Source organism: Marinobacter sp. MBR-105 (assembly GCF_053628895.1).
Genome location: NZ_JBRJHG010000005.1, coordinates 1 through 18,981 on the forward strand (window position 1 = coordinate 1; position 18,981 = coordinate 18,981).

An 18,981-nucleotide genomic window follows, 5' to 3' on the forward strand; every position below is an offset into this window, starting at 1 on the left:
CATACCTGACCTTTAGCGAGGGCACTGGGCTTAAACGGTTCTGTGAACTCCCAGCCTCCCGGTAGATTCTCAGGAAATTTCATAGCGCCCTCCCGGTTTCCAACTATTCTTTGCTTTCAATTTCAGCGACGGGCATGACCACATTAAAGCCAAGGTTCTGAAGCTGCTGTGCAATTGCAATGGCCGCGTTCTGGGTGAGGGAGTTCTCGGCCATGTTGGACAACGCTCCTGCGTCGTCGATCGTCAGCCTGACTCCGGCTTCACCGCCAGGAAGATCCTCTATGCTCAGATCGAATTTTGCCATTTAGACTGACTCCACGATTTCCAATAGTTTTCTGGATTCCCTCACATGGAAGGACCTGGTGATGGTTGATTCAGATCATCGATTAAATCATCCATCGCGCCGACAAAGCCCTCAGCTGCCTCAACCGCCCAAGCAGCTCGTTCACTGGTTATCATGTCCTCTGCCTTGTAGTCGGCAATCAGTCGCAATTCCTCAACTTCGTTTAGATGTTTCCCCAGATCATTCGAAACATGCCCCGTTTTAACCAGGTGCTGCGAGAAAAGTGTTATCAGCCCGTTATGTGATTTTATGGGCTGGGAAATCATCGGCTCGTCACCCTCAGTCAATGCAGCCTTGGCCGCATCAAACATTGAGTAATAGGCCCGATTGACAGCTCCATCCATATCCCCAGCAGAAAGCAGCAGCTTTGCGGAATCCAAGGCTCGCTGGGCTTTATGCAGCAAAGCACTCATACAGAAACTCCATCTTTGGCAATGTTTTGAAGTAGATAAGGGTTTGAGTAGCTTTCAGGATGCTCCCACTCTCCATTCCACACGGGAAGCGGCTGGATTCTAATGCCAGTGTCTACAAGCACATCGAATGCAATGCCAGCCATGGCCAATTTCACTTCCACAAAATCACCGGAAGCGCCTCGAAGGAAAACAGCTACGTCAGCATCGCTGTCTTCACGGTTATCCCCCCGAGCCCTACTACCAAACAAGACCAACCGGGATACATCGAATTTCTCGCTCACCTTGTCTGAAAACTGCCTGATCGCTTTTCGCGTTTGAGAATCCATGCAGCACCTCTAGTAGTTGACCTTAACCCGAGAATAAATTGCCTTGAATACCTGATCCAGGTCTTGGATCGCTGGCCTGACCTTGCGATCAATCGTCTCCTTTTGCCTGATGCCAGAGACGGCCATGAGATCTTTATGGCAGCCCGCGTCAAACATGGCTTCATTCTCATTTACTCACCTGTCGGATTCCAATCAGAAAGTGAGGCCAGTTTGGCTTGAGAAATCCTCAACAGTCATTTCGAGCCGGTCCCAGGTACCATCGAGATAGCGAATCAATATCGTGTCTCGCTCAGGATCGTTGTAATACCAACCCTTTTCCTCTTGGATGACGCTCTTAATAATGCTGAGGTGAACCACAGCCTTTTCGTTCGATGCAGTGGTGACGGTTCGAATCGTCGAGGGATCGCTCTTTTCGATCATCGCCAGTGAAAGCTCCCTCGCTGTCCGTTCCTTCTCAAGCGCTATTTGCGATTCATGCTTGCTGGTAAACATGCCTATCCCCGAGTATCTGATACCCAAATCCATAAACTGCATGCGTGAGTGGCACCCGAACCAACTGATGTTGTTAATGATTCGGCCGTGATTCCTACCGAGTAGGGCACTTAGCTCGCACAAACAGTGCCCGATAATTCGTCTTTCATAACCTATTCCCGCCACAGCGCTCATGACTAGGGCCTGAGCAGTTATGCCTGTACGTGGGCTGTTTTGATAAGGCACTGCCTTAAATCCGCTGGTGGCCTCGTTTTGTTACCATGCCAACTGTCACACTATTTTTAAGGCACTTTTCCAAATCAACTTCCAGGAATCGAATTCCCATCATTCAACTGCGGAGACTAACTGGCCATCTGGGCGAACAAGTTGCACTCGCACCTCGCCAGCTTTCTGTGTTGTCCAGACTTCGCGAATCCCATTGGATAAGGTCACCGGTGTCGTTGCACCTGGCTTCAGCGAAAATATCCAGCATGGGTAAGAGTCGCCAAAGCCTGTGTTGCAACTATCGGAACCAACAATTTCCACGACCTCATCACCAATATCTACTTTTTGGCCGTCCCGGATCATCCATGCCTCTGGCTGTTCGAGGTCAAATTCCTTCTGGATCGATTCGCTCTGGCTAGTAAGGTCACATCCGCCTGTAGCCAGTGCCAAAACCAGTATCGTCGCGTGTTTCATGCCCACCATCCGATTTCCCATGTAGAGTTATAAGCGTTTGTAGCGACCTTCTGCCTCACTAGCTAACTTTGAGGCTTCCGCTTTCAACGCGCTCAGACGTTTGCCCTCATTAAGCCATTTCAGCTTAGCCCTGGCAGAAGCGGGAGAGATGTTATCGTCATCCAGAATCTGCTGCTTTTGCTGCCCAAGTTCTGAGAGATCAAGACGAATAGCCTCTAAACGTTGGTTGAAAGCGGCTTTTCTGACCCTCTCACTCCAAAGGCTCAGCCATGACCAACCAAAGAGGCCAAAAGAGAGCGTGGATAGAATTAGTGAGGGAGTCATCAGCTCGCGCTCGGTATAATAGCTCCACGATTCCCCAGCTGTTGCACCGCCTGAAAGCGCCATCAGAAACGGGAAAAAAGCTAGCAGAAGGGGCAGCACAATAACGATAAGCAGACCCCTCAGAAGTAGTGACGCTTTCTCTCTCGACTTCATCGACCGAATTCCAATGTCAGATCTCAGCTTCTTTAACTCTCACGATATTTTCTGGATGAACAGTAAACTCGCCTATAGGCTCCCCGCTTCGAATATCAAACCTGTATTCTTTCCCTTCAAAAATAACGCGGGACGCAGCATCCTGTGCGCTCACCGCTTTAACTCTTTTTACCTCGCCACCGACTAAATGCACCTCGAAGTCTTTAAAGGCGTATGGGTTCATCTGTTTGCCGCAAGCGCCACAAAAATTACTCTTTTCTCCGTTTAGGTGTGTATCATCATGTTTCCCTAAAGGGCACAGGATCGCTTTATGAAGCCTGTTCATTTGCCATTTTAGGTGCATTGACCATTTTTCGCTCATTCCAACTAGACCCTCAGCGTTATTAAACCAGTCCATTACCTTGCGCTCGATGTTTCCCGATTTGCACTTTGTTTCGGTTTAGGTCTGCAATTTGCGTCAAGGGTGTGAGCTGATTGAGAAGTTCGCCTTGTTTATTAAATACAATTACTCGATCAACCAGCAATACGTTTGCCTCGTCCTCGGTCAACGAAGATCGAATGGCCAGTTCTTTTGTCTTCAAGCTATGCGGTATAAATGCAATGATGTCACTATCCTGTAGTTTGTCAGAAAGTGACATAACGTACTTTTGTCGTGAAAAAACGCCTCGCCCCAAAATTGCAGACTGAATGAAGTGCATAAGTCCCATGACGAGCGTCCCAAACACAACACCTATTATGAAGTAGGGGTGAACAATCATATCTGCGATCATTGAGAGGCCTTTATCCGTGGTTTCCAATTGCTATCAAATTAATCTGCGCGTTCAGCAAACAGGCGGTCCATTCGATCTGCAAAGGCCTTTTCGTTGCAAAAGGTCAGCTTCTTCGCCGTCCGAGGCATATCACAGAACACTACGTGTTCCGTCAGTGCAGAAAGATGACACAAGGGCTCGTTGCCTGCCATTTCACGCCACTTTCGTTTCTTGCGCGGGCTTTGATTGAGCAATGTAAGCTTAATCCTCTGGGCCGCCTCTTGCCGCCATGCCCGTTTTAACTGTTCAATCGTGCTAGGCATCTCGAATTCCCATCCTGTTATTACTGGTTCTTTAGCGCTGCAAGGGCTTTCTCGTACTGCTCCCACTTGCGATCTAAGACATCTTCGCGGCAGGTCTGGACCAATGCTTTAATAGTATCGATTGTTGAAGCCATACTCGCGTCAACTTGGGTGATCTTGTCCACGCGATATTCGAACCCATTCACCAGCCCGCCGCCTTTCCAGCGAGGTAGAACGACAAACGCTTCGTTCTGACGCTCATCCACCCGTTCTTCGAGATGGATTTCTACTGTGCCGTCTTCGAATTGAAATTCGTCTGCAATCATGGACTACTCTCCGGATTCCTATTCTGCCACGCGAACGCGGCTATAAATGTCTTTGAACACCTTTTCCAGATCTTGGATCGCCGGGCGTGTCTTCCGGTCGATCGTCTCTTTCTGCTTGATTCCTGAGACTCGCATCAGATCCTTGTGATGGCACCCCGCTTCATACATAGCCTTTACCCATGAATCACGGAAAGTCGCTACCGTAGCGCCCTCGATGCCCGCCTTCTCAATGAAAGACTTTAGCTTGGCTGACATTGCCCTGGGCTGGTAGTCCGTCGATCCTTTCTTGCGTGGAGAGAGCTTGTAAGGCTCACCACGATCATTCAGAAAGAAGGCGCTTTTCGGGTCCGAGCCCCGGTACCAAGACTGATTGCTCAAGCAAAGCTCCTCCCCCAGCCTCCAGTCCATGTAGGCCTCGAAAAAGGGCAGAACGTGATCTTCAGTGTGAAGCTCCCGAGCCTCGCCGTTATAGGCTGTGCTGTCCGGTAGGGTCCAGATCCGGAAGAAATCGCCGGACTGGTCCATCACATCCTCAAGACGGAGCAAGCTGGCCTCGGAAGGCGTAAGCCCCCAGTAAAGCGCCCCCATGATCAACGCGGCATTGCGCTTTCCGAATGGCGGTGCTGAATTCATGTCGATGAGGCGTTGCACATCGCTCTCGTTAAACAGTCTCTCAATGGGCATCTATGCTGCTCAAATCAGGTTATAACCGGATATGTGACATACAATATCACGCGAACCCAGTGTGTGCAATACAGGTTATAAGCTGATATGTGACATTTTGAGCGAGTGTTTCTCAAGGAATCGAACCCGCTGAGCAGGCCGGCACCCAATTCATGGGAATATTGGAGGAAGGCACAAAAGGGCGCCCAACAACGAGGTGAACGATGGGGTACGTATAACTACTTATGCGAGGCAGCGAGAGTAACCAATCCTTCGGCATAAATAAGATACCCGGAGATGATTTTTCGGGCTCAATAATTAACCAGAAGGAAAATTCTATGAATGAAGTATGGATCTATCACAACGGTTTACCCGTCGACATTGACCCCCACGAGGGGTACGAAGCAATCCGAGAGCGTGATCGCAGCCTGATCATCTTTCACCCGAATCGAACCAAACCTGTTCTTGTGAAAGTTTGGCGCGATAACCGCGGACGGTCGACACCCCCTAAACACAGTCGGCAAGTTATCTGGGGCTTCGTCTACGATTACTATCTTCTGGATGGATGTAGCCGACGTTAACCCTCTCTAGCGAGCCCGATACGCTCGCAGGAGAGAAACCAGATAAAGCCACGCCTCTCGAAGAGAGGTTTGGCTACCCCCACCATGGTCACCATCGTAGATCTCATCAAGGATTTGACCATCCTCAGTAACAACGGTTAACCACCAATGATCCCGACCGCGCCCCATCTGCTCCGGAACAAAAACTCTGACACCCTCAGCCACCAGGCAATGAAAGGTCAGGCGGTGACCGTTAAAAACCATCGGAGGCCTTCGGCTCAGCAGCGTATACCCTTGCAGGGTCAATGCGAGCCTATCCAGGTCCGCCTCAGATTCACCAGATGCATGATCACTCTCAAAGGAATCCATGATGGCCCTCAAGTCCATAACTGGCGGCTCGGGAACCATCTCAACAATAGAACCTGGCACATCGTCATAATGTAACCGTGAAGCTGGATACTCACCACGCTCGTAAAAGCTTTCAGCGTAGCGGCGTATGGCCATGGCCTTGCGCAAAAAGCCGGAGAATCGTCGACAAGCATCAAGAGGATCATCCGCCAGCGCACCCTCAAACAGACTGCCAACATAGCGCATGACTGGCTTCGGCTTTCCACCGGGTTGCCCCACCTGGAACGCTGCAGACACCACAACGCGCTTTTGGTCTTTTTTGATCGCCCTGGATACGATTACACCGGGAACACCAGTGTCGAGCAGCGGATCCCGATTATTTGGACCGCCATAACCTTTGTGTTGGGACGGACAGGATTTCATGAAGCGCTCGGAGTTCCTATAAATCTAAGTGCGGGCGTATAACATGGCAAAAACCGAAGCATTTAGCCAAGAAGAATATCGAAATGCGAGCAGCTGAAGCATGGAAGCCGCCCGGCGGCGACCAGGCACTTGAGGGAAGGGCAGGCGCCCGCCCCGAAATCAGGAAAGGGCCAAAGGCCCGCCAGCGGCACTGCCGCCAAGCGCCCAATGCCTAGCGGCTATAGGAAGCTTTTTCTCACGCACTGTTGCATTGAACCCTCAAAGCCATTCCTCAAGTGCTAGGCAGGTTACAGCAAGGTCTGTAGGCTCGACATAAACAGATCCATACCCGCCAGACGGCGATATGGCATATCCGGCCACGCGGCTTGCTTCCATAACAGAGGGCAGCACTGCAATAACATTTGCAGAGGACTGCGACTGGACGACGGCACACGGCCCCTCGTAATCAGTAGGCACATGACTAACGGCGGTATCAGCACCAATTTCAGGAGGATTCTTTTTGAGTAAGGTCATGCGGCCCCCAATTCGCCCGTAGCATTGTAGAAAAGCTGAATCATTGCAGTTGCCCTTGATAAGCAAGCGTTAGCGCACCGTTTCTCTGTAGAACCCAAAGTATTCGGCTTTCATGTGATTGAGATAAAGCAAATATCAGCATTGCCATGGATATACGCCTCAGTGTATTAAGGTGCACTGTGCAGTATAATGCACAATGAAACGAAAGTGGGCACCAGGAGGACAACCCACAATGCTGGCAATTGACGCACCAATGACCCATAGACCATCACAAGAACCTGGGGCACCCATCGGCCTCGCCATTCGTTACGCGAGGAAGGCTGCAGGACTGTCTGGCGAAAAGCTCGCAGAAGCAACCGGGCTATCACTCCGCACGATTGTCAAAATTGAGCAAGGCGACGGAGCGGTAGCCTTGGGAAGATACAAAACCGTTGCCTGCGAGCTGGGCCTTGAATGGATGTTCGACGTTTTTGGCCGTGATACCAGCGATGAAGCCCTTGGGACACCGAAATACTATTTGTCTGGCATGACAGCACTATGTCTACCACCGGCTGATGGTAGACCGCCAGCACTCTGGTACACAAGCAGCTTGAGCAACCCCTCAAGCTGGCGGATTGCCGGGAAGCACACAGCACATACAGGCGCACTTCTCGGGGTGGCAGGCTTATGGAATGCTACTGACACGATTGCACAGTACGGCGTGGTGGCGCCCTGTATTTGGGCCGCCAATCCAGAACGCGCGGTATTCGACCTGCTGATAGACAGCTGCGAAATCCGCCAGTGCAGAGTACCTAATGTGCAGGTTACCGATATTGATGATGTGGTCAACCTGGAACAAGTGAGAGAGTGGGTAGCGCAATGTGAGCCCTTCCTGGCAGACACAGCCCGAGAGGGCATTGAGGATTGGCTAAATGGAGGTCACCAGTGAACTTGACAAAACAACAACAAACCCATCGACAAATCATGCAGGCGATCTGCGAGATCATCCATGACGAAGGCAAACCCTTGGTTTTGAAAGGGGGGACTGCATTACTTCTGGGATACGATTTGCAACGGTTCAGCGAAGATCTGGATTTCGACCTTACAACTTCATTGCAGGTGTAGGATCGTAAAAAAGTTGGTAACTAAAAGTCTCTCCAGGGGGCGTATTTTCCCCTCAGAACCGATGCGATGGAAATAAAGTCGGTAACTTTGAGGTAGGTTTAACTAGAATGGCTGCCCCCTGCATAATAATAAAGTCAGTAACTATTAAAAGCCTGACTGGCACCAAATTCCAATCCTATTCCGTTTTTGCCTCTCAGCTGAGTCTTATTGCTCGCCTCCGTTCCTTTCCATCATGAAGGCATGTTCCACGTGTGATCCATAGCTGAAGGGCTGAAGGAAATATTGGGGATGACGCATTTGAGTGACTTATGTCTGCACGAGTGTCTCCAAAGATCTAGTGGTTTGATCTCAACCTTTCAAAAATCTTTGGAACTGCAAGTGGAGTTCGGGGGCAGAAATTGCCCCCGTTTAAAGTTTCTATCTCGTTTTTACCAGATAGGGTTCTATTGCGGCTTTTAGCTCTGGTGATGGAGCCTTGATTACCAGCTTCTCCATTGGGAGTTCGTGAACGACCATTAGCGATAACGCTTGATGGTCAAGAACGTGGATCGTTACTCGGTTACCCAGGTTATCCTTCGTCGCGGTGGCCAATTGGTTTCTTCCACTTGGTGTGAGTTTCAGCCAAAGTGTTCCTTCCGAAAGAACGGCTGCCTCAATCGCGTCCCCAGTCAAATTGATTGTGACCGCATCGCTCTCTTGAGCATGTGCTTGCTGCGACTGAGTACTACAAGCCGATCCGATAATGACGAGAGTCAAAACAAACAGTCTTAGAAGCATGGATTGGGTGGCATCCCGTCAGTCCAGGTAGATTCGATGCCATATGAAACTATGAATGCATCGGAATTGGTCGATACCTCAAAATTCCATCCCATAGGCTCGTCCCCACCGTTTACAAAAGTGAAGGTGACGCTCTGCTGAGGCAGAATAATCGACTCCTTCGTTTGTCCAAGCGGGTCAGTATCCTTGACAGATATTGTCGTGCCAAGAAGGTTCTGGTTAGTGAATGTCAGTTTAACCGCCTGGCCAAATGATCCACTGATCGTAGCATCGCCGGTCAATGCACCACCTTGTCCTTCGACGGGCACAAATTGCTCTGTACGGAGGACCTGCACGGCGTCCACGGCCAGGGCCGAGTCTACGATCGTATCCCCTACATCCTGTACTTCATACGCTAGCTGTACCGTCGTGCCTACCAGCCCGGAAAGATCCGTGTTGTAATTGATCTCAGGCGTAGCCCCGTTATACCCAAGCAGACCTGATGACCAGGTAGAACTGTTGACGTTTCCGTTCGCTATGATTTCGACCTTACCGGGCGCAGTTAAACGTGCGAGATAAGTGTCATTATACTCTGTACCGTAGTATTGCGGCCACTCGTTAGAAAGAAACCGAAGACGGCCAGAGACTTGCTCGTAAGCAGGTGGAACAACAAACGCCTGACTCAAGGTACCCTTTGCTGATTGCGAGCCAGCATTGCTGACAACAGCCGCTTGGGTTACCGGACAGCCAGCTGCAGCTGCGCTTTGCGCACCGGCGAGAAGCATCACTGCTGTGCAAGGGATCACGACGCTTAACTTTGGCGCCACTTTCTTCATGATATCCATATTACTCAATCTCCCTTAGTTGCCTGAGTCCGGTGTGGTGAAAACAAGGTTTCGGTCAATGAGGGTGACTGAGCCTTCCGTAGACCATCCTTCTAGGCCATTCTCGAAATTGCTATTCAGGAACTCGGCATTTACAGTCTGAGGCGCAGTTATTGTCAGGTTGCGCGTGATCTGGGAGGAGTAACTCGACAGGACTCCAGTGGTGGATCCGCTAGCACCAGTATCGTTTTTGAAGCCAACGAGAATCAGAGTTCCATCTCCATGGACATTCGTCAGTGCAAAAGATCCATCGCTTGACGAGATTGTTGAGTATTTTCGGTCAGTATCGGGAAAGATAGCTGTTACCAGAGCGGCGGGAGCAGGCAGCCCAGATTCATCATAAACAGTTCCGTAGATGGCACTGCTACCTGCGGGGTCAACAGTAACGAGTACAGAAGATGTGTTTTCGGTTTCAAGCAAACTGCCTTGAGCGCTGCCTGTTCTTCCATCCTGAGTTGTTACGTCTACAACGTAAACTCCAGCTTCCGTTAGATCTGAGATTGAAAACAGACCATTGCTATCGGTGGTGGCTGTGAACGTAGATCCCGACTCGATAAAGCTAACGTTAACGATTGCGCCGCCGATAGGTGCCTTATCGTTGAAGCCGAACACACCGCCATTTATAGCCAATGTCTCTGGTTCAAAGTTACCAGAAATAATGGAAACGACTCTCTCGGCTTCAGATATCAATGCAGCCGCGTAACTCTCCCCAATAAATTTTCCGCTTCTCTTACTAACGCCTGCGATATATTTTTCCAGCTCTTGAATCGCCTTATCGTCAGCCTCTTTTGCGTAGTGCTTTTCAGCATTAGCAACACGGTGGCAGAGCCCAGTTTGAGGGGGATTCCCCACGGCTGGGTCTAACGTCATTGTTGCAAGCTGACGAAAAGGTTCTGGAAGAGTCTCACAAGCAGCAGTTCCGTTGTTGCTCGCATGTGTCTGGATGGATATGAGTGCAATGGATAATAAAGACGCGAATAAGACAAATAGTCTTAGCATTTAAAGCCTCCGTGTTTTCGTTTAGTCCCTAACGGCTACCACCTTCTGAAAGGCGTTGAAGCAGTGCCGTCGTGGGTAAAATACTAGGAGAGGATTTCAGCTTCTGTGTAACAGTGCGTACTTATAAAGTTATTTTTTGTCGAGCCGACTCCAAAGGCATACCAGCATCGAATCCCATGAAGCGGCATTCGTTGATCCGGTTACTCTCTTCATTTTTTGATGAGCGGTTTGACCAAGCGGACACCGGAAACGAGTTACCAACTCTATTAGTAAGTTACCAACTTTATTATGTTGTTACCGACTTTATTACGATCCCACAGCAGGGACACCTAAACATAGAGAGGATCTGCAACAGCGCCATCAAAAAGCTGGCCGGAAAGGGAATCAAGGTTAGCCTCTCAAGTTTCAATGAGCCCAAGAAAACTGGAACAACCCACCGCTGCCGGCCAATGTTCGCAACCGGCGAGGGTGAACCACCGATCCCCATCAAAATTGAGATTTCTTCGCGGACCACGCCTGACCCAGCCAGTATATGCGTGATCAACGGCATACAGATGTACTCCATCAGCCAAATCGCGCACCTGAAGCTATTGGCGGCACGGGAAGACCCAGCCATGCCTTACCGAACAACGGCTCGCGATCTGCATGACCTGGCATTCATTGCGAGTCGGTATTCAGCAGATCTCCCCCCGGAACTGGTAGCGCAGCTTGAAGAGTTCTTCAGCGATCCAACCCACCTAATGGAACGCTATGCCAGCGCGTATGAGGGTGACCCCATACTTAACGGCCGGTTATTTGATGATCTCAGCATCATCGAGGAATGGTTAGACCATCAGAACGATGAAGACACACTTTCCATGTTTGGCCCCTGTTAAGAATGGCAATTATCCTTTGCCGGGGTTAAGTAGCTCGTGGCGACGGCACTAAGCGCAAGTTAACAGGGCGAGGGCCCGCATTCCTCGCAATCTTCTTCCCAATCTGGATTGCACCGCTCGGCATCGACCACACCAAGTTCATTGACCAGGTAACGGCAAAAAGGCGCAACCAACCTTTGTTGGTGCAATACCTCACCTGTATCCAGCCCTGCGGCAAGCGCATCCGAAAGCGAACAAAGCCGAACTGGTACGCCCGGAAGCTCCGCTTGCCATGCGGCAATTAACTCGCGCTCGGTCTGTACTCCCGAGTAGTCCAGATAGATGGCCTCATTCCCATACACGAGCCGGACAACCACATGATCAGGAATGCCCTGGTCCAGTCGACCCACCAGATAGATCTCAGAACCAGATATCAGTCTGTGCAGGCTTTCCGCCAGCAAACCGCATCCACCGGAAAGCCAGGAACCCTCCGGTAGAAAATCGTAGGCTTCATCGGCATCCAGAACGTTCTGTAGGTCTCGATTAAATGGATGATCCATTATTGAAACCTGTCAGCCAGTTCTTCAAATAGAGTTCCGCCATTTTCGACATACAGGTGAATCTCCATTTCAGGTTGGTGATCCATCTCCAATACCGCCAGGCAATCCACCAGCAACGTGCGATCCAGCCTCCGCAGCTCGGTCATATCCATCGGAAAACGCTTGCCGTTATACAGGCCGAGCAGGAAGCGAGCGACAACGGAAGACTGGCCCGTATCACTGAGGGCCACCGGAAGCAGGCGAAATAGGGCCGCCTGGCCCCGCTGGCGGATCACTGGCAGCTCGGTTTCTATAAACATTCTCTGAGCTGCGAGCCTGGCTGCCATTCGGTCCCGCATCTCTTTGCGATTATTCTCATTGCTCGACATTGTTCAGTAATCCGGATAGTTGGTGAATACACTGTTTGTGGCTGTCGATTGCTTCAACGATCAAGCCCGATACGTGCTCCTGGGCGCAAACCACCTGTTTCTGCAGGTCGGATTGACCAACCGTGGAACGCACACGAAATGAAAATGGGGCAGTCGTATTGTGCCGAGGAACCCCATTTACGTTTGGACCTTGAATTGGTATCGGCGGCTCAAAACACCAAGCGATTTCCCAAAACCGGGGATGAGGTAACCGTTGCTCGACATCCAGAAAGCCAATACGAACCGATACTGCCGAAATAGCCTCAAGAGCTTCCTTCCGGGTACGCTCGATAAAGGCTTCTTCGGCAAGACAAACCTCAACTGCATCAGCCGCAATCCGCCAGCCTTGACCACCGCGCGGACCGGGGGCCGATTCAATCCACGACTTCCGATCCAGGGCCAGCCAGTTGAGAAAATCATCTCGTGGCCAGCTGTCTTGCCCGCCAGCATGGTAATAGGCACCTCGGAACCAACGCCAAAGATCAGCCGGAGTGAAACGGGCATCCCTGAAGATGCCCCAGTAGTGCCTCAGTTTCTCATTAGACGCCTTTGGCATGGGTGCTCAGACCTCTATACCTTTTCAGGGCTGAGATAATGGGAAAGATCTATGACCGCTCGCCGCAATCTGCCATTCCACTGATCAAAAACGACTAACCCTGGCTGTGTGGCTGCCCAATCCACAAAGTGATTACCGGTAGCCTCTGTGAGTTCAATCAAAAGCCGCAAGTCTCCCAGCCAACCATCTCGCGGTGGTTCAGGGTCTCCGTTTGCCTCGGCAATCTGTGCCGATAAACCATTAGCGCCGGTCACCACGAAAATCTGACGAACAGGCACACTCAAAAGACTATGGGCAATTTCATGTGCCTTCCGCTCAGATCCAGACAAGCCATCAAAGGGCCCAGGCAGCCGGGCCTCGTCATAATAGTGAGCCAGCGGGTCAACTGGCTTGAGGCCAAGGAGCGCTCTGAATTTTTCGTACATAGGTCACCTCACAACAAGAGATTATGGAACATCATGCAAACCTCCTATGCAGCGATAAGGTCGAGCGGCCGTTGCCGGCCATCAGGCCTCACTTAGCGTTTATAACAATCAAGGCGCCGTTTTCTGTAATTCAGACCGCAAGGTCTCCAGGTCGCCCAAATCCACCTCTGGCCCCAGGCCACCGTCATCGTTGACCACATGCAGCTTTCCGCTATCTCGCGTCAGGAACAACACCTTTCCGTAATGTTGGGGAATGTGCTTGGCCTTTCGTCGGGCATCCTTCACGTCATGCTTTGTTTCGATCAGTCGGGCCATGGGCGTCTGGCCGTCCACATGCTCCACACACACCACGAAGTCTGGGAAGAAGTAATTTCGATGCTCCCCGCGAACCAGTTGAACGGAATAGGACTTCCGATCTGGATTGCGGAACCACCAGGCGACAAAGCTGGCCTGATCCAACGCATCGGCAAACGCTCGTTCGTCGCTGTTCAGCGAGAAGGTTGAATCAAACCGGCCGGTCATAAACCGCTCATTGCCAACCTGCCACTGGGTATCCCGCAAAAGCTCCCGGTCTTCGATCACCAACGTTTGCTCAACGGTCGCCAGATCGTCGGTTGAGGGCGGAAGCACCCGATACAGGTTCTTATGACTGGGCTCCAACGCAATGCTCGATGGGAACAACATGGCGGCGGGTAATGGCCCGGCCGGCTCGGTCACGGCTTCCTTGGCAATCTCGGCATACAAGGCTTCCTCAAGGTCACCCGTAAGCTGGCGGACAAGCCAGTACGCTGCGGTGCGACTCATTCGAGTCAGCTCATCCGGGGCAACAGATTCACCGGCATCCATGATCTGCTCATTCAGCGTACCCTCAACGCGCTTGGCGAGGGTTTGCACGATGACCTTATGATCGGCCGGCTCGATCTGGGGAAGCCGATCAAGAGCGGCACGGGCCTCCCTGGCTACTACGTTCCGGTCAACCACGATAAAGGCATCCTGAACGCTTTTGACAACCCCGGTGGTCAGCTCGGTATGCCGCTCTTTTTCCCGAAGCCGGTTTCGGGCCGCCAGCGCGGCTTCCCGCTTCTGGCGGTCGGTAATGATCACCCGGGTAGCCACTCGCTCGGCAATTTCACCCATATTCAGGCCGGTGGGGCGAACCTCGCGCTCCAGGGCCACCGGCACTTCCCGCGCATCGTGGTTAACGGGATACACCCGAATGCCACGCTCCGCCATGATCGCTTGCCATTCCTCCATGCTGGCGGCGGTCTGCGGGTCAGGCTTTTTCGGTTCTTCATCAGCGGATTCCTCGTCCACCTCGTCGAGATCATCAAAGAGACTGCCGGTTTCCCCGGTTGTGGACTCGTCATTCACAGGATGAGGTATCGGGGGCAGGGGCGCGCCAGGGCCACCCACTATTCCGCCATTCGTACCGGTGGTTGCCGTGTCCAGCTCATCGGTGTCTGACTGTTCGGTACCGGGAAAGGGGGTTCGTGGGTCAAGCTCCGGCGTTGACACCGGCCGGTTGGTGAACACTGGAGCGCCCGATTGGGTTTTTCGCCGGTACAGCTTTTCGGATTCGCCTTCCAGCGCACTGCGAACCTGCCCGGTGATCTCGACGGCGCTTTGATAGCCTTTCTGGGCATCGGCATTGGCGAGGTACACATAGGCGGTATTCAAGTCAGCCGGTATGGCGTCCGCCTGGGTGTACTGGTTACGAATCTGCCGAGGGACGCGCATGACCCGTCCGATGAATTGCATGGCAAAGTCGGTGTCGGTGACCGATTTCAGGGAAGCCAGCACAAAGGCCCGGGGGGCGTTAAAGCCGGTACCGGCCGATTGCTTGAAGATCAGCACCTTTTTGGATGAATCATTGGCGATGGCATCCATCAGTTCCGGGTTCGGCTCATCCGATGAATGCTTGCCGATCGCCGGCATGGGAATCCCCAGATCAATCAAGGCGCGCTCAGCGTCCTCAATGGTGTCTTTACCATTGTCCACCTGCACCAGTAGCAGGGGCGTCAGATCAATGCCCAGCCCCTGAAGCTGGGTTGCGAGGTATTGATTGCGCAACCAAGCCTGCCTCAAGACGGTACGGTTCAGGTCGGCCACTGCTGCCGTGGTATCCTTGAGCTGATACACCACGGCCTCAATGTACTTCTTGTTCAGGCGTGCCTGCACCACATCATCCCGGGCAACATTGAACCCTTCAAAAGAGCTCAGTCCGGCACTGGCAAGAAAGTTGTTAATCCGGGCACTCTTTGGGGTAGCTGTGGCCAGCGCCAGGCACGACGGATTCAGCCAGCGCACGAACGCGCCAAATTCGGTTGCCTCATCCAGCGCAATGTGGGCCTCATCCACAACGACGCCTACTTCAAGCTCCTGAGACTTCACCAGCGCGATAAAATCGGCCGGCGTGCGTAGCTGTTCACCACCGCCGGCGTCATAGTCCGCCAGCCTCCACGCTCGCCGGGAAACCCCCTGCACGGTGGAAATCAACACCTGACCGGCTTGCGGTTCCTGGTTAATGCCCTGGGTAAACTGAACCGGTGTCAGGTCGGTGGCGTTGGTCACCAGATCATCCAGGGTTTGGTTAACCAGATTGGTGAACGGGACAAACCAGAACCAAACCACCTTTTTCTGGGCGGTGACATTGGATAGCGTTTTGGCCAGTACAAAGGTTTTGCCCGAACCGGTGGGTGCTCGCAGAAGGCAAGGGGGGCTGTTCTCACGAGTCAGACGCTCGGTAAGATTTGTGATCAGCGTTGTCTGGAATGGTTCAGGGATCGCGACATTGTGTTGAGGGGTCGAGACATTCAGGGTAAGCGAGGTCATTGGGACACCTCCTGTTCCGGCTCAGGGTCTCCGGCAGACGATTCCCGAGGGCCTGACGCCTGATTGCCACCCTGGGCATACCGTAGGGCGCTCTCAATGGAATAACAGGTCACCGACTTGTCGCCGGCCAGGGCTTCCTGAAGGGAGTCCGGACGATCGGTGTAGACGATCAACTGGCTCACCGGCAGAGATTCAAGGGCTGCAATCGCCTCATCGGACAGCCTCGGACACAAGACAATCGCGCTGCTGGCGGTTTGAGCGACAACCCACACCGGTTGATCGGCTGGCGGTTCGGAGAGGTAACCCGTTTCACGGAGACTGAGTAAGCCGAAGGCGTGACGGGGCTCTGCCTCAAACATCAGGTCAGCCTCTTCGACTTTATCCAGCGTGACGTAGGTGAAGTCACCGCCGAGGCCCGCTGTGTCACCGTAACCGGCCATGACTCGGCGCACACGCTCAGCGCAGATATCCCTGCACAGGTTCTTATCCGGCTCCTTCGCGGTTGCTTCGGTGCTGCTGCACATGATGAAGCGACGATTGCCACCGTCTTTGGCATTGAGCTCAAGAACCGCTTGAGCCGTGGTGCCACTGCCGGCGAAGAAATCCAGAACAATGTCCCCGGGGCGGGTCGCCTGATCCAAAAGCTGGCGAATCAGCGTGGCGGGCTTAGCGTAGTTGAAAACGCGACTTCCGAAAATATTGGCCACACCTGTGGCGCCCTCATGGTTTGTGGTGGAAACAAAACTGCCAGGCGCGTCATATTGACCGTCTTCAAACTTAGGAACAATCCAGCTGGACACAGGCTGATATTGATTCTTTAGGTCAGCCTTGTACCGCTTGAACTGAGGGCGGCCAAACCCCACGGGAACTCCAACCCACCACTCCAAATTCGGGAGATCCGCACTCAATAAAGGCTTGCGCCCGCTTTTGGGGACATCACCTGACCTGATCGCTTCAAGCAGGTCATCCATTGTCTCCCAGACGCGCACCTCCTGGGTCGAATCCGGGAACACGATTTGACCAAGGCGGATAAACTCTTCCATAGACTTGGATTGCAATCGCTGACCAGCCTTTAGATTAGCCTCCGATGCATAAACCCACACCCGATCCGGGTTCGGCGGGTAGACGATCCCCGTTTTCGGGTCACGAAGAGGGTAATAAAGGTTGGGGCGCTCCTTATACGAAAAACCGAGAGTTATGTTATCAATCCGCCAATCTCCGCGAGGATCATTATCCGGATTGGAGTACATTTCAAATGATTTTTCGTAGCCCCTGAACTGAAACCCCGGATTTCCATAAATTAGTATGTGCTCATGATCAGAGCTCATGAAGCAGCCCTGGTCAGCATTCGAGCCTTGCCGTGTCCGCCAGACCATTGAGCCCAGCCGCATACTCGGCATCACCTCATCCATCAGCAATTCGAGCTTGGAGCGGTTTTCATCGTTGATGGACACCATGATCACCCCATCTGGGGTCAGCAAATCCCGAGCAATAGACAACCGTTGGTACATGAACTCCAGCCACTTGCTGTGCTTCCAGCGGTCATCCTTTTTTAGATAGTGGTCGTTGTAAACCCAGTCTTTTGATCCGGTGTTGTACGGTGGGTCGATGTAGATAACCCGAATGCGCCCACGATGAGTTGATCGCAACAAACGAAGGGAATCAAAGTTATCCCCCTCGATGATCAGATTGTTGCTGGCGGATTGTTCTGGCCAATGTGATACATCGGGATCAACCTTTGGGAACACCAAGTCCGAGTTCAGCGCCTTATCGCGCTCGATCAGGTCCGCCTCCCAGGTTAGCCCGAGCCTCTTGTGGGTTAGCTCCTGCACCAGATACCGCTTGAGCTCCTGCGGAGAAAGCTCGTCAAGGCGGGCCAGAATGGATTTTTTGTTTAACGACATAATAAATCCTTAGCTGCTCTTGGCACCCCGTTAAGGATTAACAATAGTGCCAGCAATGGTGCCAGCAGCAGTGCCAGATGTTTGTTTGGCGATACCAACATCATTACCGGTTGACGGAAAACGATACAGGCTTCCTGGACAAGCAGTTTGCCAACCTTGAGACTCCGCACGCTTGCGCTCAACCTCAGAATTGAAGTGGTACAGCACAAGACGATCAAGAATGTCGTGATAAGCATATTCGCGCTGCAAATCCTCGACACCCGAGTGTGAAGGGTTGGGGGTCATCGTGGCGTCGTGAAAGATAACCTCGCCACGGCCTGCGTGGGCCACCAATTGTTCCGGAATAGGGCGGGTATCACCGGTAAAAACAAACTTTCCGGGCATTGCCAACCCAAATGCTTCATCGGGATAGTGGTGCCGAACTGGAAAGACGTTGAAGCGGAACCCCTGGTGATAGAAATGGCGGCCAACCGGAATAAGCTGAAAACAGTCCCAGAAATTCTTGCCGCCCTCGGCAACCTGAGTGCCCGATGAGGCGAGAACCTGATGTAAACGAAAAACAATATCAACAGGAACATAAAGTTTAATAAGCGGAAGCTCGGAAAAAGCACGAGCAAAGAACAATCGTTCCAAGCCGCCGATGTGATCAAGATGAGGGTGTGTCACAAACACGGAATCAAACGGATAGTCCATCGCCCGAACGGAAAAGAACGCTTCCGGCCCAAGATCGATGAGCATCCCACTGCGCCCCTCGAAACGGAGTAAAGCGCATGCATTACCTAGATCCTCGCTGTGGGCACCGCCAGCACCCACAAACTCAAGCTCAACCGTCATATCAAAGACTCCAATCGAATCATATTGAGGATCACCACTTCATCTGGCGACTGGCCGGCATAATTGTCACTTGGATCGGCCGCCCGCGTCGGGCGAATCCGCTCCCGAACAAAATCCGGGATGCGCTTGGCTACCAGGGTGTTTGGCAGCGTAACGGTCGTAGATTGAGGGATAGAGGATTCCCCGGCCACCCGAGAGCCCCGAGGGCGAATGAGATAGGTCACGTAAAGTTCGGTAGGGGCAGTCATTGTTT

Annotated in this window: 28 protein-coding genes; 4 read left to right on the forward strand and 24 right to left on the reverse strand. The window is 52.3% G+C overall.

Annotated features, from left to right (window positions below):
• Window positions 1-103: 103 nt before the first annotated feature.
• The 11 genes from ACSSVV_RS07250 to ACSSVV_RS07300 form a co-directional block, all read right to left on the reverse strand.
• Window positions 104-304, reverse strand: coding sequence for a hypothetical protein (locus ACSSVV_RS07250; protein WP_114435184.1), 201 nt, complete (start codon window positions 302-304; stop codon window positions 104-106).
• A gap of 41 nt (window positions 305-345) precedes the next feature.
• The gene (locus ACSSVV_RS07255) at window positions 346-756 is read right to left on the reverse strand and encodes a HEPN domain-containing protein (protein ID WP_114435185.1); all 411 of its coding nucleotides are present in this window, start codon (window positions 754-756) and stop codon (window positions 346-348) included.
• Window positions 753-1,082 (reverse strand): nucleotidyltransferase family protein, encoded by a 330-nt coding sequence (locus ACSSVV_RS07260; RefSeq protein ID WP_114435186.1) that lies wholly within the window; start codon window positions 1,080-1,082, stop codon window positions 753-755. The genes ACSSVV_RS07255 and ACSSVV_RS07260 overlap by 4 nt, the downstream gene beginning before the upstream one ends.
• 192 nt (window positions 1,083-1,274) lie before the next feature.
• Window positions 1,275-1,574: a hypothetical protein gene (locus ACSSVV_RS07265; protein ID WP_454105785.1), complete on the reverse strand. Its 300-nt coding sequence runs from the start codon at window positions 1,572-1,574 to the stop codon at window positions 1,275-1,277.
• A 324-nt stretch (window positions 1,575-1,898) separates the two neighbouring features.
• A complete protein-coding gene (locus ACSSVV_RS07270) occupies window positions 1,899-2,252 on the reverse strand; it encodes a hypothetical protein (RefSeq protein WP_454105786.1) in 354 nt (117 codons plus the stop codon).
• Between the two features lie 27 nt (window positions 2,253-2,279).
• Window positions 2,280-2,729, reverse strand: a complete 450-nt coding sequence (locus ACSSVV_RS07275) for a hypothetical protein (RefSeq protein WP_454105788.1) — start codon at window positions 2,727-2,729, stop codon at window positions 2,280-2,282.
• A gap of 16 nt (window positions 2,730-2,745) precedes the next feature.
• Window positions 2,746-3,090, reverse strand: coding sequence for a hypothetical protein (locus tag ACSSVV_RS07280; RefSeq protein ID WP_454105789.1), 345 nt, complete (start codon window positions 3,088-3,090; stop codon window positions 2,746-2,748).
• Window positions 3,091-3,112: 22 nt separating this feature from the next.
• Window positions 3,113-3,499: a hypothetical protein gene (locus tag ACSSVV_RS07285; protein WP_454105791.1), complete on the reverse strand. Its 387-nt coding sequence runs from the start codon at window positions 3,497-3,499 to the stop codon at window positions 3,113-3,115.
• Window positions 3,500-3,537: 38 nt separating this feature from the next.
• Window positions 3,538-3,801, reverse strand: a complete 264-nt coding sequence (locus ACSSVV_RS07290) for a hypothetical protein (RefSeq protein WP_454105793.1) — start codon at window positions 3,799-3,801, stop codon at window positions 3,538-3,540.
• Window positions 3,802-3,821: 20 nt separating this feature from the next.
• On the reverse strand, window positions 3,822-4,106 hold the full coding sequence (locus tag ACSSVV_RS07295) for a hypothetical protein (RefSeq protein ID WP_454105794.1): 285 nt from the start codon (window positions 4,104-4,106) through the stop codon (window positions 3,822-3,824).
• An 18-nt stretch (window positions 4,107-4,124) separates the two neighbouring features.
• Window positions 4,125-4,790 (reverse strand): site-specific integrase, encoded by a 666-nt coding sequence (locus ACSSVV_RS07300; protein WP_454105795.1) that lies wholly within the window; start codon window positions 4,788-4,790, stop codon window positions 4,125-4,127.
• 317 nt (window positions 4,791-5,107) lie between these two features.
• Here ACSSVV_RS07300 and ACSSVV_RS07305 point away from each other — a divergent pair, with 317 nt between their 5' ends.
• Entirely contained in the window at window positions 5,108-5,350 is a 243-nt protein-coding gene (locus tag ACSSVV_RS07305; protein WP_454105797.1) for a hypothetical protein, read from the forward strand.
• Between the two features lie 6 nt (window positions 5,351-5,356).
• Here the strand turns inward: ACSSVV_RS07305 and ACSSVV_RS07310 are convergent, their stop codons facing one another.
• Together ACSSVV_RS07310 and ACSSVV_RS07315 are read right to left on the reverse strand one after the other, a co-directional pair.
• Window positions 5,357-6,100 (reverse strand): hypothetical protein, encoded by a 744-nt coding sequence (locus ACSSVV_RS07310; RefSeq protein ID WP_454105798.1) that lies wholly within the window; start codon window positions 6,098-6,100, stop codon window positions 5,357-5,359.
• 258 nt (window positions 6,101-6,358) lie between these two features.
• Window positions 6,359-6,613 carry a hypothetical protein gene (locus tag ACSSVV_RS07315; protein WP_454105800.1) on the reverse strand — a complete coding sequence of 85 codons (255 nt, stop codon included), beginning with the start codon at window positions 6,611-6,613 and terminating at the stop codon, window positions 6,359-6,361.
• Between the two features lie 232 nt (window positions 6,614-6,845).
• On the opposite strand from ACSSVV_RS07315, the gene ACSSVV_RS07320 reads away from it, so the two are divergent.
• Window positions 6,846-7,541, forward strand: coding sequence for a helix-turn-helix domain-containing protein (locus ACSSVV_RS07320; RefSeq protein WP_454105802.1), 696 nt, complete (start codon window positions 6,846-6,848; stop codon window positions 7,539-7,541).
• Window positions 7,538-7,717 (forward strand): nucleotidyl transferase AbiEii/AbiGii toxin family protein, encoded by a 180-nt coding sequence (locus tag ACSSVV_RS07325; RefSeq protein WP_454105803.1) that lies wholly within the window; start codon window positions 7,538-7,540, stop codon window positions 7,715-7,717. The genes ACSSVV_RS07320 and ACSSVV_RS07325 overlap by 4 nt, the downstream gene beginning before the upstream one ends.
• Before the next feature lie 417 nt (window positions 7,718-8,134).
• Here ACSSVV_RS07325 and ACSSVV_RS07330 read toward each other — a convergent pair whose 3' ends face one another.
• The 3 genes from ACSSVV_RS07330 to ACSSVV_RS07340 are packed head-to-tail and all read right to left on the reverse strand — an operon-like array spanning window position 8,135 to window position 10,356.
• Window positions 8,135-8,494 carry a hypothetical protein gene (locus ACSSVV_RS07330; protein ID WP_058091916.1) on the reverse strand — a complete coding sequence of 120 codons (360 nt, stop codon included), beginning with the start codon at window positions 8,492-8,494 and terminating at the stop codon, window positions 8,135-8,137.
• Complete coding sequence (locus tag ACSSVV_RS07335) at window positions 8,485-9,318, reverse strand: hypothetical protein (protein WP_058091915.1); 834 nt, start codon at window positions 9,316-9,318, stop codon at window positions 8,485-8,487. Before ACSSVV_RS07335 ends, ACSSVV_RS07330 begins: the two co-directional genes overlap by 10 nt.
• A gap of 15 nt (window positions 9,319-9,333) precedes the next feature.
• Window positions 9,334-10,356 (reverse strand): carboxypeptidase-like regulatory domain-containing protein, encoded by a 1,023-nt coding sequence (locus tag ACSSVV_RS07340; RefSeq protein WP_058091914.1) that lies wholly within the window; start codon window positions 10,354-10,356, stop codon window positions 9,334-9,336.
• A 71-nt stretch (window positions 10,357-10,427) separates the two neighbouring features.
• On the opposite strand from ACSSVV_RS07340, the gene ACSSVV_RS07345 reads away from it, so the two are divergent.
• Window positions 10,428-11,231 (forward strand): nucleotidyl transferase AbiEii/AbiGii toxin family protein, encoded by an 804-nt coding sequence (locus tag ACSSVV_RS07345; protein WP_454105805.1) that lies wholly within the window; start codon window positions 10,428-10,430, stop codon window positions 11,229-11,231.
• A gap of 59 nt (window positions 11,232-11,290) precedes the next feature.
• Here ACSSVV_RS07345 and ACSSVV_RS07350 read toward each other — a convergent pair whose 3' ends face one another.
• From ACSSVV_RS07350 to ACSSVV_RS07385, 8 genes are all read right to left on the reverse strand, one after another.
• Window positions 11,291-11,770 (reverse strand): hypothetical protein, encoded by a 480-nt coding sequence (locus ACSSVV_RS07350; protein ID WP_454105807.1) that lies wholly within the window; start codon window positions 11,768-11,770, stop codon window positions 11,291-11,293.
• Window positions 11,770-12,138 (reverse strand): DUF7673 family protein, encoded by a 369-nt coding sequence (locus tag ACSSVV_RS07355; protein ID WP_454105809.1) that lies wholly within the window; start codon window positions 12,136-12,138, stop codon window positions 11,770-11,772. Before ACSSVV_RS07355 ends, ACSSVV_RS07350 begins: the two co-directional genes overlap by 1 nt.
• Window positions 12,125-12,733 carry a hypothetical protein gene (locus ACSSVV_RS07360; protein WP_454105810.1) on the reverse strand — a complete coding sequence of 203 codons (609 nt, stop codon included), beginning with the start codon at window positions 12,731-12,733 and terminating at the stop codon, window positions 12,125-12,127. The genes ACSSVV_RS07355 and ACSSVV_RS07360 overlap by 14 nt, the downstream gene beginning before the upstream one ends.
• 14 nt (window positions 12,734-12,747) lie before the next feature.
• Window positions 12,748-13,158: a hypothetical protein gene (locus tag ACSSVV_RS07365; protein ID WP_011783264.1), complete on the reverse strand. Its 411-nt coding sequence runs from the start codon at window positions 13,156-13,158 to the stop codon at window positions 12,748-12,750.
• Window positions 13,159-13,266: 108 nt separating this feature from the next.
• Window positions 13,267-15,990, reverse strand: a complete 2,724-nt coding sequence (locus tag ACSSVV_RS07370; protein WP_454105812.1) for a DEAD/DEAH box helicase — start codon at window positions 15,988-15,990, stop codon at window positions 13,267-13,269.
• Entirely contained in the window at window positions 15,987-17,894 is a 1,908-nt protein-coding gene (locus ACSSVV_RS07375; RefSeq protein WP_454105813.1) for a site-specific DNA-methyltransferase, read from the reverse strand. The genes ACSSVV_RS07370 and ACSSVV_RS07375 overlap by 4 nt, the downstream gene beginning before the upstream one ends.
• Before the next feature lie 30 nt (window positions 17,895-17,924).
• Window positions 17,925-18,728, reverse strand: coding sequence for an MBL fold metallo-hydrolase (locus tag ACSSVV_RS07380; protein WP_454105814.1), 804 nt, complete (start codon window positions 18,726-18,728; stop codon window positions 17,925-17,927).
• On the reverse strand, window positions 18,725-18,976 hold the full coding sequence (locus ACSSVV_RS07385; protein ID WP_454105816.1) for a hypothetical protein: 252 nt from the start codon (window positions 18,974-18,976) through the stop codon (window positions 18,725-18,727). The genes ACSSVV_RS07380 and ACSSVV_RS07385 overlap by 4 nt, the downstream gene beginning before the upstream one ends.
• Between the last annotated feature and the right edge of the window lie 5 nt (window positions 18,977-18,981).